The 12,826-nt window shown below is 55.7% G+C and carries 14 protein-coding genes and 1 tRNA gene; 9 read left to right on the plus strand and 6 right to left on the minus strand.

Annotation, left to right across the window (positions count from 1 at the left end; all coding sequences use genetic code 11):
• Positions 1–224: hypothetical protein (locus tag QZ725_RS01380; protein WP_293775734.1), on the minus strand; the 224-nt coding region annotated here is incomplete at its 3' end.
• 385 nt (positions 225–609) lie between these two features.
• Between QZ725_RS01380 and QZ725_RS01385 the strand changes: the two genes are divergently transcribed.
• The 9 genes from QZ725_RS01385 (at position 610) to QZ725_RS01425 (ending at position 7,613) form a co-directional block, all read left to right on the plus strand.
• Positions 610–972 (plus strand): hypothetical protein, encoded by a 363-nt coding sequence (locus QZ725_RS01385; protein WP_293775736.1) that lies wholly within the window; start codon positions 610–612, stop codon positions 970–972.
• Between the two features lie 103 nt (positions 973–1,075).
• Entirely contained in the window at positions 1,076–1,246 is a 171-nt protein-coding gene (locus QZ725_RS01390) for a hypothetical protein (RefSeq protein WP_293775737.1), read from the plus strand.
• A gap of 42 nt (positions 1,247–1,288) precedes the next feature.
• Positions 1,289–2,353, plus strand: a complete 1,065-nt coding sequence (mnmH, locus tag QZ725_RS01395) for a tRNA 2-selenouridine(34) synthase MnmH (protein WP_293775738.1) — start codon at positions 1,289–1,291, stop codon at positions 2,351–2,353.
• A gap of 38 nt (positions 2,354–2,391) precedes the next feature.
• Complete coding sequence (gene selD / locus QZ725_RS01400) at positions 2,392–3,447, plus strand: selenide, water dikinase SelD (protein WP_293775739.1); 1,056 nt, start codon at positions 2,392–2,394, stop codon at positions 3,445–3,447.
• Between the two features lie 108 nt (positions 3,448–3,555).
• Positions 3,556–4,425 (plus strand): putative selenate ABC transporter substrate-binding protein, encoded by an 870-nt coding sequence (locus QZ725_RS01405; protein WP_293775740.1) that lies wholly within the window; start codon positions 3,556–3,558, stop codon positions 4,423–4,425.
• A 51-nt stretch (positions 4,426–4,476) separates the two neighbouring features.
• Positions 4,477–5,304, plus strand: coding sequence for an ATP-binding cassette domain-containing protein (locus QZ725_RS01410; protein WP_293775742.1), 828 nt, complete (start codon positions 4,477–4,479; stop codon positions 5,302–5,304).
• Positions 5,298–6,134 carry an ABC transporter permease gene (locus QZ725_RS01415; protein ID WP_293775744.1) on the plus strand — a complete coding sequence of 279 codons (837 nt, stop codon included), beginning with the start codon at positions 5,298–5,300 and terminating at the stop codon, positions 6,132–6,134. Before QZ725_RS01410 ends, QZ725_RS01415 begins: the two co-directional genes overlap by 7 nt.
• Entirely contained in the window at positions 6,134–6,940 is an 807-nt protein-coding gene (gene phnE / locus QZ725_RS01420; protein WP_293775746.1) for a phosphonate ABC transporter, permease protein PhnE, read from the plus strand. Before QZ725_RS01415 ends, phnE begins: the two co-directional genes overlap by 1 nt.
• Positions 6,941–6,998: 58 nt before the next feature.
• Entirely contained in the window at positions 6,999–7,613 is a 615-nt protein-coding gene (locus QZ725_RS01425) for a class I SAM-dependent methyltransferase (RefSeq protein WP_293775748.1), read from the plus strand.
• A 64-nt stretch (positions 7,614–7,677) separates the two neighbouring features.
• Here QZ725_RS01425 and QZ725_RS01430 read toward each other — a convergent pair.
• The 5 genes from QZ725_RS01430 to QZ725_RS01450 form a co-directional block, all read right to left on the minus strand.
• Positions 7,678–7,773, minus strand: a tRNA-Sec gene (locus QZ725_RS01430).
• A gap of 18 nt (positions 7,774–7,791) precedes the next feature.
• Positions 7,792–9,711: a selenocysteine-specific translation elongation factor gene (gene selB / locus QZ725_RS01435; protein WP_293775750.1), complete on the minus strand. Its 1,920-nt coding sequence runs from the start codon at positions 9,709–9,711 to the stop codon at positions 7,792–7,794.
• A gap of 6 nt (positions 9,712–9,717) precedes the next feature.
• Positions 9,718–11,166 carry an L-seryl-tRNA(Sec) selenium transferase gene (gene selA, locus QZ725_RS01440; RefSeq protein ID WP_293775752.1) on the minus strand — a complete coding sequence of 483 codons (1,449 nt, stop codon included), beginning with the start codon at positions 11,164–11,166 and terminating at the stop codon, positions 9,718–9,720.
• On the minus strand, positions 11,166–12,182 hold the full coding sequence (gene fdhE, locus QZ725_RS01445) for a formate dehydrogenase accessory protein FdhE (protein WP_293775754.1): 1,017 nt from the start codon (positions 12,180–12,182) through the stop codon (positions 11,166–11,168). The genes selA and fdhE overlap by 1 nt, the downstream gene beginning before the upstream one ends.
• Positions 12,183–12,204: 22 nt before the next feature.
• Entirely contained in the window at positions 12,205–12,825 is a 621-nt protein-coding gene (locus tag QZ725_RS01450) for a formate dehydrogenase subunit gamma (RefSeq protein ID WP_293775756.1), read from the minus strand.
• Between the last annotated feature and the right edge of the window lies 1 nt (position 12,826).

Consider the following 12,826-nt stretch of genomic DNA (forward strand, 5'->3'; position numbering starts at 1 on the left):
TTTACCGCTGGATTGTCCAGGGCGCGGAGTGCCGATTTGACGTCCACAGCGGCGACACGGTAGCCATTCGGATACCGGAGCTGGACACGGAACTGGCTGTTTGGGAGTTCGAGCTGGAAGCGGGCCTTTGCCTGGCGTGCCAGGAGAATGCAAGCCAGGAAGTCGTCGGAGCCGCCCGAGCAGATGACGCCGGATCGGCAGTGGATTTCGTAGAAGGTTTTCATTTGCGCACCCACAAGTGAGCGCAGCATACCCAGCACATGCAGCCGGGCTGGCAATATGATTTTTTGGTTACGGTCTGTGATGAATTTTCGTTACGCGTAACGGAAATTGCAGGCTCACCCTGCGCCTGGAGGAAATTGAATTTGCGACGAAGGCGGAATTCGCGTTGCCGCTGTGCGTTGGATTTGGCGTCAGGCTTGCGAGGGCGACCGCGCCCTGGCTTTGTGAATGCATCTACGGTGTAGACGTCTGCGGTCTGCTTCATCCGTTTACCTTTTAGTGAATTTAAGCTAAGGTGCGGTCAACTAAGTTGCACCCAGCTTAGGTGAACTCAACTAATTGCGAAGACTAGTTGAACTCAACTACACATGTCAACGGGAAATTTTTATGACTTATGACGAGCTGATTGAAAAAGTACTGAAGGGACGGAGCGTGAATGCGACAGCGAAGGCTATAGGCCTGCCACAGAAGACGATGGATCAGTATGTAAAGGCTACCAATTTGCCCGATTGCGAACGCGCCGTTCTGCTTGCGAATGCAGCAGGCGTATCGATTGAAGAAGCTGTATTGGCAATCGTGAAGAAAAAGACTGAGCTGCGGCCAGAGCGTGTATCGACGTTTCTTAGACCGGCAATGGCCGCTGTTCTGACTGGTGTACTCAGTGTCAATTTGTTTTTGACACCTACCCCGTCGCAAGCCGCGCCAGTATTGAAGGCCGCGGCTGAGCAATTTGCATTATGTAAAATATAGGATATTGGAGGCTTTTATTTCTACACAAATTATCACTCTCCCTCTGCTATCATTCCGCGCTCAAATCTCCCCTTTACCAGATCTCATAGAAACAGGATTGATCATGGATGAACAACGTTGGCGCGCCCTTTGGATTCAGACGTTGCTGGAAGCCGGTGTGGATATGGAAAGCGCGTGGGATGCTTTCGATCTTTTTTATGGTGACGAAGGATTCGACACCGAGCCTGATCCGGTTGCTGCGGCCAAGGAATTTCTTGACGATATCAATGGCTGAGGAAGTGCTTGGCGCGAGCTGCTGCACTGGATTGCATCAAGAATGAAATACCCAGCCGTATTGCCATTTGCGGAAGCATTGACGCAACTCGATCGGTTCGACACGATCATTGACGTCCGTAGCCCGCTCGAATTCACCGAAGATCATGTGCCAGGCGCGATCAACTGTCCGGTTCTGGATAACGAAGAACGTGTCCGCGTTGGTACCTTGTATCGTCAGCTTGGCGCCTTTGAGGCGAAAAAGCTGGGCGCGGCGCTCGTCGCGAAGAACGTGGCACACCATATTGAAACGGTTTTCCAGCCACATCCACAGAACTGGAAACCGCTTGTTTATTGTTGGCGCGGTGGTAACCGTAGCGGTGCGATGTCGCATATCTTGGCGAAAATCGGTTGGCAGGTAACGCGTATTGAAGGTGGCTACAAGGAATATCGCGCTTACGTGAATATCGAGCTGGCGACGCTGCCGAACCAGTTTCGCTACCAGATGTTGTGTGGCCCGACTGGCAGTGGAAAAAGTCGCCTGCTGCGAGAACTAGCGCGACAAGGTGCGCAAGTCCTCGATCTTGAACTGCTGGCCAATCATCGAGGTTCCGTGTTGGGCAACATGCCTGATAGCGGACAACCCGCCCAGAAACGTTTTGAGAGTGCGATCTGGCACACTCTTCGTGGATTCGATCCGTCACGTCCGGTGTTCGTCGAGGCAGAAAGCAAGAAGGTCGGCAAGCTGAGGGTGCCTGATGCATTGATGGAAAAAATGCGCGCTTCTGCTTGCGTGGTAATTTCCCTGCCCTTGCCCGATCGGGTTCTATTATTGCTCGATGAGTATGCCCATTTTGTCGCTGATCCTGCGCACTTGACTGCACAACTCGCCTTGCTCACGCCATTGCACGGAAAAGAGCGTATCGCCGAATGGCGTGCGCTGGCTGAATCAGGACAGATGCCGAAACTGGTTGAGTGCTTGCTCGCAAGCCATTACGATGCACTGTACGCGCAGTCGATCAAACGCAACTTCATGCAAGCAGGAAGTGCCGTTGAAATGGCGATACCCGATGGCAGCAATGCTGCATTCGAACATGCCGCTGCCACACTGATTGCGACGAACGGATAAACTGTCGTCGCTAAACAATGTTTTCACACAGGATTTGAATGGCAGACATGGATACTTCCGGTATCAGATTGACCGGTTTTTCCCACGGCGGAGGCTGCGGATGCAAGATTGCTCCGGGCGTTCTGCGCGATATTCTCAAGAGTACAGGCGGCTTTCCGTTGCCGCAGCAACTTCTGGTTGGCATCGAGACGTCCGATGATGCTGCGGTTTATCAGCTTAACGATGAACAGGCACTGATCGCGACGACGGATTTTTTCATGCCGATCGTCGATGATCCTTTCGACTTTGGTCGCATCGCCGCAACGAATGCCATTTCCGATGTCTATGCGATGGGCGGCACGCCAATTATGGCGCTGGCATTGGTCGGCATGCCGATCAATCAATTGCCTATCGATGTTATTGGTCAAATTCTGCGTGGTGGTGAATCCATCTGTGCCGAAGCAGGCATTCCGATTGCGGGTGGCCATACCATTGATTCCGTCGAGCCCATTTACGGCTTGGTGGTTTTGGGATTGGTCCACCCTTCCCGTCTCAAGCGCAATGCTGATGCGCAGTCTGGCGATGCGCTGATTCTCGGGAAACCCTTGGGCGTGGGTGTATTGTCCGCTGCACTCAAGAAGAATCAGCTTGATCAGGATGGCTACGCTGCCATGATCGCCAATACGACCAAGCTCAATACACCTGGCAAGAAACTCTCGACGCTGGATGGCGTCCATGCCATGACGGATGTGACTGGCTTCGGCTTGCTTGGTCATACGCTGGAAATAGCTCGCGGCTCAGGTTTGCGCGCCAATATCGACATGACCTCCGTACCATTCCTGCCTCAAGTAACGGTGCTGGCGGAAAAAGGCTGCGTCACCGGTGCCTCGGACCGTAATTGGCTGGGCTATGGCAAGGATATCGAACTGGCGGCGCCCATCACCACCTTGCAAAAGGCATTGCTGACCGATCCGCAGACAGCGGGCGGGCTGCTGGTTTCCTGCGCACCGGAAGCCGTCGAAAAGGTCTTGGCGCTGTTTCGTTCGGAGGGGTTTCATGATGCGGCCGTGATTGGTCACATGGTGGAAGGCACGCCCGGCGTGCAGGTTGCTTGAAACAATAAAAAGGAGCAGAGAAAAGAAGCATCACGACGTGGTCTCGCACAAGCAGACCAGCCAGCAATGGCGAAGTCCAACCGTTTTTTCACAACCATGAGGTGTTGCATGATCCGTTTACCCAAATTCTCCGCCCTCCTCGCCTCGGTCCTCGTGACCGTTGCTATTGGTGCCACCAGCATGGCACATGCCCAGCAGGTACTGCGCGTATCGGCGATTCCCGATGAATCGCCAACAGAGTTGCAGCGAAAGTTCAAGCCACTGGGTGATTATCTGGCGCAGAAGACGGGTATGAAGGTGGAATTCACGCCTGTCACGGACTATGCCGCATCGGTCGAAGGTCTGATCACACACAAACTGGACATGGTCTGGTTTGGCGGTTTTACCTTCGTGCAGGCGAATGTACGTAGCGGCGGCAAGGTCATTCCGCTAGTACAGCGCGAGGAAGACGAAAAATTCCGTTCGGTTTTCATCACCACCAATCCATCAATTCACAAGCTGGAAGACTTGAAAGGTAAGAACTTCAGCTTCGGTTCCGAATCGTCGACGTCCGGTCACTTGATGCCGCGTTATTTCCTGCTGGCGGCCAAGCTGAATCCGGATACCGACATGAAGCGCATTTCCTTCTCCGGCGCACATGATGCGACCGTCGCTGCCGTCGCTGGTGGCAAGGTCGATGCAGGCGCATTGAACATTTCGGTCTGGGAAAAACTGGTTGAATCCAAGAAAGTGGATCCTTCCAAGGTACGCGTGTTCTACACGACGCCTGGCTATTATGACTACAACTGGAGCGTCAGCAGCGCGATGGAGCCTGCCCTGCGCAAGAAGCTGACCGATGCCTTCCTCGAACTGAAGCCCGATACGGCTGAAGGCAAGCAGATTCTCGAACTCCAGCGTGCCACGAGCTTCATCCCGACCAAGGCAGAAAACTACAAGGATATCGAAGCGGCCGCCCGTAACGCGGGCCTGCTGAAGTAAGCTGCCTGAGACGCCTGTCTTGCCCCGTGCGGGCGGACAGGCGACGCCATCATGAGTATTCATCTCGATTCGATTTCGGTACGCCACGACGGCGCACCTGAGTCCGCATTTGCCTTGCGGGGCCTTTCCCTTTCGATCGTGCAGGGCGAACAAGTTGCCTTGATCGGCCCTTCAGGAGCAGGCAAGACCAGTCTCTTGCACACGCTCGCTTGTGCTCTCCGGCCTGAAGCGCAGACGTCCGGCAGCGGCTATCGCCTGTTCGATCACGATCCCTGGCAGCTTTCCAATACGGAACGCCATGCGATGCGCGCGCGCCTGTTCCTGGCGCCGCAAACACCGCCATTGCCGCCACGTCAGCGGGTGGTCAATGCCGTGCTGGCTGGCGCATTGCCGTACTGGAGCTTGTGGCAAGCCGTCCGTTCGTTGATCAAGCCTGTTGACCCTGCGCGTGCCTATGCAGCTTTAGCGCGCTTCAACCTGGAAGACAAACTCTACAAACGTGTCGATCGCTTGTCAGGCGGAGAACGACAACGTTGCGGTATGGCTCGCGCACTCGTATCTTCCGCAGAATTGTTTTTGGTTGACGAACCCTTGTCGGCGCTTGATCCGACACTGGCGATTCAAACCTTGAATGTGCTGCAGCAGGAAGCTGCAGTGCGCAATGCGACGCTGATTTGCAGCCTGCATCAGGTGGAACTGGCCCGACACTATTTTCCACGCGTGATTGGTTTGCGTGACGGACAGATCGTATTCGATGCTGCGAGCGAACAGATCAGCGATACGGACATCGCAGCGCTGTATCGCAACCGGCGTGACGATGCTCCCGCGATCGCCGAGTCGCCCGTACCGCAATCAATCACCATCATTCCCCGATGCTGAGCGCAAATCCACAAAGCGCCTATCCTGATCCCGACTGGCACCGACGGATTGCGACATGCATTCTTGCATTGGTGATTCTGTGGCCATTACTGGTCATGGCGGAATTCAAACCGTGGATTTTGCTCGACGCGCAAAGTCTGGGCGCAACCTGGCAATTCGTTTCCACGTTTTTTCCACCCGCGCATTCCGCCGAATTTCTTTTGATGGTGCTGGAGGCCACCTGGGAAACCATTGCAATGGCGACAGCCGGCATGACCTTGGCCTTGCTCGGTGCGATTCCCATGACGTTGATCGCCACTGAACGGCTTTCCATTTCCCGTCTTGGCACCGGCCGCATTGCTGCGTGGGCAATGGGCGTTCGACAGATCGTACGCTGGATACTGATTCTTCTTCGCAGCGTGCCCGAGCTGGTGTGGGCCTTGCTGCTGGTACGCATTGTCGGTCTTGGCCCGACTGCAGGCGTGATCGCGATTGCGCTGACCTACTGCGGCATGCTGGGCAAAGTGTATGCCGATATTCTCGAATCATCGGATGCCGCTGCGTGCGATACCCTACTGCGCAACGGCAATAGTCGGCTTGCGGCCTTCTTCTATGGCGCCCTGCCCTCGTCTGCGTCTGAGCTCGTTTCCTACACCGTCTATCGCTGGGAATGTGCAATACGCGGTTCGGTCGTGATGGGTTTTGTCGGTGCCGGCGGACTCGGTCAACGCATGGATGAGTCGATGAAAATGTTGGCAGGCGACGAACTGGCCACCATGCTGTTGATGTTCGTGCTGCTGGTGGCATTGGCCGATTGGGTATCGGCCATGTTGCGCAGGAGGCTCGGATAATGCCGGCGTTGCCAGACTCGCTCGAATTGCCTGAGCCACCAAGCATGCGCTGGTCGACCATTGGTCTGCTGCTGGCTATCGTTTTGCTGATCATTGCCAGCTTCGTTTCGTTGCAGTTGAAGTGGCAGGCTTTCTTCACCGCGGGTGCGATCCAGACCACGGTCGAATTCCTGCGCGGTTTTGTGCCACCTGAAACAGCAGCACCTTTTCTTTCACGTATCGTCTCTGCGACGATGGAGACGCTAGCCATGTCTGCCGTCGGCACGGTACTGGCTGCCATTGCCGGCCTGCTGTTAAGCCTGCCCGCCAGCGGCCGCTTCGGCTTGCCTATGCGGACTGCCACGCGCGGCGTGCTGAATGTGTTGCGGTCGATACCTGAACTCGTATGGGCGGCCATACTATTGATTGCTGCCGGTCTGGGGCCGTTCGCCGGCACACTGGCACTGGCCATTCATACGGCGGGGGTGCTGGGCAGACTGTTTGCGGATACCCTGGAAAATTGTCCGCCACTTTCTGAAGAGACTTTGCGGCTCAACGGTGTACGTCCTGTGACAGCCTTTTTTTATGCAACGCTGCCGCATTGCAGTCCGCAAATGATGTCCTACGTGCTGTATCGCTGGGAAAACAATATCCGCGCGGCCGCGATTCTCGGTGTGGTCGGCGCTGGCGGATTGGGCCAGATGCTCAAATATCATCTCTCGCTATTTCAAATGCATCAGGCGGCAACAGTCATCATTGCGATGCTTGTGCTGGTCTGTATCGTCGATGCGGCAAGTTTCTGGCTGCGGCGTAAAATGACGCGTTGAACGTTCATTCAAAACGTTCGCTTCCATCATGACGTCATCATCAGACAGCTAAGTTTTTATGAGCAAGCCAGCACACTGGGACAAGGTTTATGCGGAAAAGGCACCGGATGCCGTCAGTTGGTATGCACCTCATCTGGATCAATCTCTCAAGCTGATTGAAGATGCGGCAGATTCGCCGGATGCTACCATCATCGATGTAGGCGGCGGGGAATCCACCTTGATCGACGATCTGATCGCACGCGGGTATCGCGATATTTCGATGCTCGATATCTCGCAAAAAGCGGTCGATGCCTGCCGTGATCGTCTTGGCGCAGCAGCGAAGAACATCACATGGCTGGTCGCCGACATAACGCAAGCGGCATTAGACACGCAGCGCTATGACATCTGGCACGATCGTGCGGTGTTTCATTTTCTGACCGAAGCATGGCAGCGCGAAGCTTACGTACGGCAAGTAATCCGCGCGATGAAACCGGGTGGTACGGTGATTGTGGCGACCTTCGGGCCGGAAGGACCACTCAGTTGCAGCGGGCTGGAAACAGTTCGTTATGACAGCGAAGGCTTGCATGGAGAATTCGGCGAACGTTTTCGTTTGGTTGGCAGCACCATCGAATTGCATGAAACGCCATTCGGCACCAAGCAGCAATTTCTCTATTGCTATTGCCGAGTCGAATAAATATCACGGACTAGTGCTGCGACTACGACTGCACAGCATTGCCGAAAGATCAGGCATAAAAAGATGGCGGAAGGAAGCGGGAGTCGAACCCACCCGGCGACGCATGGCGCCACCAACCGGGTTTGAAGCCCGGCCGCCCCACCAGGGACGATTTCCTTCCGTATTCATTAACCTGCTTTCAGCTCTTGCGGTTTTCCTGCGGAACGAAAAGCAGACAACCGGGGCGCAGCAAATGTTCATCGCCAATGCGCCGCAACAAACCGATACGATCAAAAAACTCCAGTATCTGAATGGCGCGTTTGCGTCCCAAACCTGTCGCATCACGATACGTTGCAGCAGTGATCTTGCCATGTTCATGCGCAATCGTGCGCGCCAATGTTGCAAGCTGCTGCACGACGACAGGATGATAATAAAGGTCTTTGACGATTTGGAAAACCTCACCGGCTTTTGCCATGCGAATCATCACGTTACGGACCTGGTTTTCCGGCATATTGATATGCGTGGCAACATCACGCACCCACGGCGGATCGAAACGTCCTTCACTCAATAGCGGCAAGGCTTTTTCGGCCATGATCTTTTCTGCGGCAAGCAGTTGTACGCCATGTGCGGGCAAATGCAGAAAACCATTGCGCTCCTGAATATCGCCATCGTCACGCAAATGCGCCAGCAACTGCAGCCATAGCGGCTCCGGCATACGTGGGATCGCAAGCCTGCGTACACGTTGCCGGTCGGGGCCGATATCTTCCGGATAGCGTTGATGAAATGCCTCCAGTGCTTGCAGTACAGCCGCCCTGCTCTCTTGCAATCTTTGCTGCGCAATGATCCACTTGCCATCCTGATCCGCAATGGTTCCTGCGAGTGCAGCAGGATCGAACGGCCATTTTTTGAGTCCGTTACGGCGTAACCAGACATGGCCATCGACGCCAAAAACCGAATGCGCCAGCGCACCTTCAAGGCGTGTCTGCATCAGATCAGCGCGTTGCGTGTGCAAGTAGTCGAGTCTCTCAGGCGTTTGTCGATAACGTGCCGGACCATCCGTATCAAGCACGTTTCCACCCGCAACGGTGCGTGTTGCCGAGGCGTCGCGCAGGATGAAGCGATCGCCCTGCCAGGCATGAATCGTATGCTGCAGTACGACTTGTGCAAGCCCCGATTCGCCCGGACCGATCGAGGCTTGTCCGAGAATGGCGACAGATGCCGTGCAATCCTGTGTCGCCAGATGCAGATGGACCTTGGTGCCCGAACGCAGCACATGCTCCTCGGACGGCGCGACATGCAGCCAGACATCCATGCGCTGCGTACCTTGCGCAATCGCCGGCGCACACAAAGTCTGTCCACGCTCGACTTGATTGCGCTCCAGACCGACCAGACCGATGGCACAGCGTTGCCCTGCCTGTGCCTCTTCCACTGCCTGACCGTGCACATGCAGGCTGCGAACACGGTACGGCTTGTCCGGCGCATGCGCCAGGCACAATCCGTCGCCGATCTTTACATGGTCCGCGGCAATGCTACCGGCGACGACCGTCCCCACACCATCCAGTGTAAAGACACGATCCAGGCCCATGCGAAAAGCGGCGTCGCTGCCATTGTCATTAGCGACGATAGCTGCCTGCTGCTGCAGCAAATCGCGCACTTCGGGCACGCCTTCACCGGTAATGGCTGATGCCTGCAGTATGGGATACTCAACTAGGCCATGTGCATGCAGCAACTGACGAACTTCTTCGACGCGTTGCTGGCGCAGTGGCGCATCTGCCTTATCAATTTTGGACAGCACTGCCGCACCGCGTTTAACGCCAAGCAGCGAAAGAATCGTCAGATGTTCGAGCGTCTGCGGCATGATGCCATCGTCAGCAGCCACCAGCAGCAACGCAAAGTCGATACCGCTGGCGCCTGCGGCCATCGTACGCACGAGTTTCTCGTGGCCTGGCATATCGACAAAACCGATCAAGCCATGCGGGCCTTGCAGATAGGCGTAGCCAAGCTCGATGGTAATGCCACGTTTTTTTTCTTCCGGCAGGCGATCACCATGAATGCCGGTCAATGCCTGCACCAGTGCTGTTTTGCCGTGGTCGATATGCCCTGCTGTGCCGACGATCATGGCGCTTCAGGCAAGTTGCTGACGCAAGACGTCGAGTTGCGATTGCACTTCCTGAACGTCATCGATGCAACGGCAATCGAGTAAGAGTTGGTCATCCGCAATGCGGCCGATAATCGGCATCGGCAACGCACGGAATTGCGCGGCCAAGTAATCGAGCGCAGAACCAATCCCGCGCTTGCCATCCAGAACGGGCCTGATGGCAAGGCCACAGGAAGGCAAACGATCTACCGGCAATGAACCAGAGCCAATCTGGCTGTTCATGTCTTGTACGCTCACGCTGTAACGCGGTGCCAGTGCCGCCTGCATGGGCTGCAGTAATGCCTGCGCCATCTGCGCTACCTGTTCCTGCTGCCGCGTGAGCCAACGCAAGGTTGGCAGATCACGCGTGAGTAATTCGGGTTGCAGATAGAGTGTCAGTGTCGCCTCCAGTGCAGCGAGCGGCAGCTTGGATAAACGCAAGGCACGCTTCATCGGAAACTTGCGAATGCGGCCGATCAAATCGCGATCACCAACAATCAATCCAGCCTGAGGCCCGCCTAGCAGCTTGTCACCTGAGAATGTCACGACGCCGCAACCATCACGCAGCATTTCTTGCGGCGTCGGTTCATGCGGCAAGCCGAATTGCGTCATGTCCACCAGAGACCCGCTACCGAGATCGGTCACGAGTGCTACACCATACTCTTTAGCCAGCGGCGCGAGTTGCGCTTCGGCGACCGAGGACGTAAAGCCCTGCACCGCATAGTTGCTGGTATGGACTTTCATCAGCACGGCTGTGTGTGGATTGATGGCGCGTTGATAATCGGCCAGATGTGTACGATTGGTTGTGCCGACTTCAATCATGGTGGCACCGGCACTCGCCATCACATCAGGCATGCGGAACGCACCGCCGATTTCCACGAGCTCGCCACGCGAGACGATGACTTCCCGTCCGCCGGCCAATGCGGCGATCGACAGCAGCACGGCAGCCGCATTGTTGTTGACCACGGTGGCTGCTTCCGCGCCGGTAATGTCGCACAGCAAACCTTCGACGATCGTGTCGCGATCCCCGCGACCGCCACTGCCAAGGTCATATTCGAGATTGTTGGGTCCCTCCATCATCGTCGTCAGATGACGAATGGCCGCTTGCGGCAGTACGGAACGTCCGAGGTTGGTATGAATGACCGTGCCGGTCAGGTTGATGACACGGCGCATGTGCGAAGCCAGTTTGGCCTCTACCGCGGCATGCAAATGCGAAACAAGTACGTCTGGCTGAACAGCCGTCAAGGATATCTCTTCGTTCAGAATACGATTGCGCAACCCATCAAGTAGCACACGCGCTTGAGTCGCAACTTGTGTGTGGCCACGCGTCTGAACCAAAGCCCGCACTTGCGGCAGGCGAAGCAGTTTGTCTATCGAAGGAAGATCCTGAGGCCTTGCCTTCGAGCCGTGAACCACGGACTCTCCGGTCGCTGCCATCAGTGCGTACTGCCCGGATCGGGCTCCTGCGCATCTGGGTCGCCGAACAGCAACATCAGATTGATACCATGTCGTTGAAAACCGGCTTCCGAAACCAGTAAGTCCAGCGTCAGCGAAGCCAGATCATCTGCAACGGGCTCGACTGCTGGGTTGCGCTCCATGCGCAGGATTTTTAGGTAATGGCCGCACTCGTCACAGGTTTCTGCCTCCACAGCTTCCTTGCGTACAGTTCCTACTGACTCGTCGTCACTAGCTTGCAGCGATTGATACTGGATGCCTTTGGTGCTGTCGCAATGCGTACATTTGATCCGTACGACATGCCACTGCGCAGAACACAACGAGCAATGTACATAGCGATAGCTGCCATCGGCATCGATCCGCGATATCGAAGCCGTAGGCAAACTGCCACAACATGGGCATCGCGATGGGTCATCGGTACGACCAAAAGGTGCAAGACGATCTTCGCCATGCGCCTGCTGGACGGCAGACACCATGTGAACCCAGTAAACCTGCAAACCTGCGGCAATCAAGGGTGCGCTTGCGAGATCAAGGCCGAACATGATGTTGTTAAGCAAACGGTCCGCCTGCTGTTCGATTTCCTGATCACTCAGAGCAAGCACTTTGCGGATCGCGGCGCCGACAGCATCTTGCGTTTGCAAAGTTGGCAGCATGCTCTCGAGCATGTTGCGTAACGCTGTGATCCATTGCGGATCGCGCTCCCATGATGTTGCCGCCAATGCCGGTTTGCCTGCATGGGCAGCAGCATTGATTGCATCGAAGTCGGGAAGTCGAACTGCAGGGAATGATTGCAGTGCCACATGCTGTGCATGGGCGATATCGGCTGCGAAAAGAAGGAAATCGCGCATTGCGTTTTCATGCGCGCATTGGCGCAATCGTCGTTCACGTGCCGAAAACACATCTGCAACCTGCGGCAAACGCAGGAATTCGACTTGTTGTCCGGCACGGACCGCGATTTCTTCAGGGCTGAGCAGTCTGCTCGCTTGGCTGATAGTCATGCAGCGATTGTGCCCTCAAAGATTATTTTCCGCCAGTGATTTTCCGGTACCAGAGCGAGTGATGCTTGCGTGCCCAGCTTTCGCTAACCGTACCGCGCGTCATCGCTTGCACCGAGCCTTTCACCCAGATCGCGGCGTAGATGTGAATGATCACGCTGATGATCAACACGACAGCGGAAATGGCATGGATCAATACGGCGAAGCGCCGTACGACGATCGGAAACAGATCGGCAAACCACGGACGCCAGAACATGATGCCGGTGACCAGCAACAATATGAGACTGATGCCGAAAATCCAGAAAACGGCCTTCTGTCCTGCGTTGTATTTGCCGACGGGCGGCATGCCCCCTTCCTCACCTTTCAGCAAGTCCGGGGAATGCTTGAGCCAGGCCGTGTCTTCACGCGTCCAGAAGTTGTCACGCCATACCTGGAAAAACAGGAACACGAAGCCCAGCACCATCAGTACGCCAAAAAACGGATGCAGAATACGCGTCCACGATCCGCCACCGAACAAGGCGCTGAAGAAGAACATGGATGGATGGAAAATCGCCAGCCCGGAAAGACCGGCGCAGATGAAAAGGATCGCCACGGCCCAGTGATTCAGGCGGGTGCGGTCCTCATAGCGACGAATGAGTTTTGTCATG

Source organism: uncultured Oxalicibacterium sp. (assembly GCF_913776015.1).
Classification (GTDB): domain Bacteria; phylum Pseudomonadota; class Gammaproteobacteria; order Burkholderiales; family Burkholderiaceae_D; genus Oxalicibacterium.

What these genes read in the sequence shown, in the direction of transcription:
- fdhE (WP_293775754.1), bottom strand. Translation starts at nt 12,182, where the DNA reads ATGACTATCAGCCAAGCGAGCAGACTGCTCAGCCCTGAAGAAATCGCG.
- QZ725_RS01410 (WP_293775742.1), top strand. Translation starts at nt 4,477, where the DNA reads ATGAGTATTCATCTCGATTCGATTTCGGTACGCCACGACGGCGCACCT.
- QZ725_RS01415 (WP_293775744.1), top strand. Translation starts at nt 5,298, where the DNA reads ATGCTGAGCGCAAATCCACAAAGCGCCTATCCTGATCCCGACTGGCAC.
- mnmH (WP_293775738.1), top strand. Translation starts at nt 1,289, where the DNA reads ATGAAATACCCAGCCGTATTGCCATTTGCGGAAGCATTGACGCAACTC.
- QZ725_RS01425 (WP_293775748.1), top strand. Translation starts at nt 6,999, where the DNA reads ATGAGCAAGCCAGCACACTGGGACAAGGTTTATGCGGAAAAGGCACCG.
- QZ725_RS01405 (WP_293775740.1), top strand. Translation starts at nt 3,556, where the DNA reads ATGATCCGTTTACCCAAATTCTCCGCCCTCCTCGCCTCGGTCCTCGTG.
- QZ725_RS01450 (WP_293775756.1), bottom strand. Translation starts at nt 12,825, where the DNA reads ATGACAAAACTCATTCGTCGCTATGAGGACCGCACCCGCCTGAATCAC.
- phnE (WP_293775746.1), top strand. Translation starts at nt 6,134, where the DNA reads ATGCCGGCGTTGCCAGACTCGCTCGAATTGCCTGAGCCACCAAGCATG.
- selA (WP_293775752.1), bottom strand. Translation starts at nt 11,166, where the DNA reads ATGGCAGCGACCGGAGAGTCCGTGGTTCACGGCTCGAAGGCAAGGCCT.
- QZ725_RS01385 (WP_293775736.1), top strand. Translation starts at nt 610, where the DNA reads ATGACTTATGACGAGCTGATTGAAAAAGTACTGAAGGGACGGAGCGTG.
- selB (WP_293775750.1), bottom strand. Translation starts at nt 9,711, where the DNA reads ATGATCGTCGGCACAGCAGGGCATATCGACCACGGCAAAACAGCACTG.
- selD (WP_293775739.1), top strand. Translation starts at nt 2,392, where the DNA reads ATGGCAGACATGGATACTTCCGGTATCAGATTGACCGGTTTTTCCCAC.
- QZ725_RS01390 (WP_293775737.1), top strand. Translation starts at nt 1,076, where the DNA reads ATGGATGAACAACGTTGGCGCGCCCTTTGGATTCAGACGTTGCTGGAA.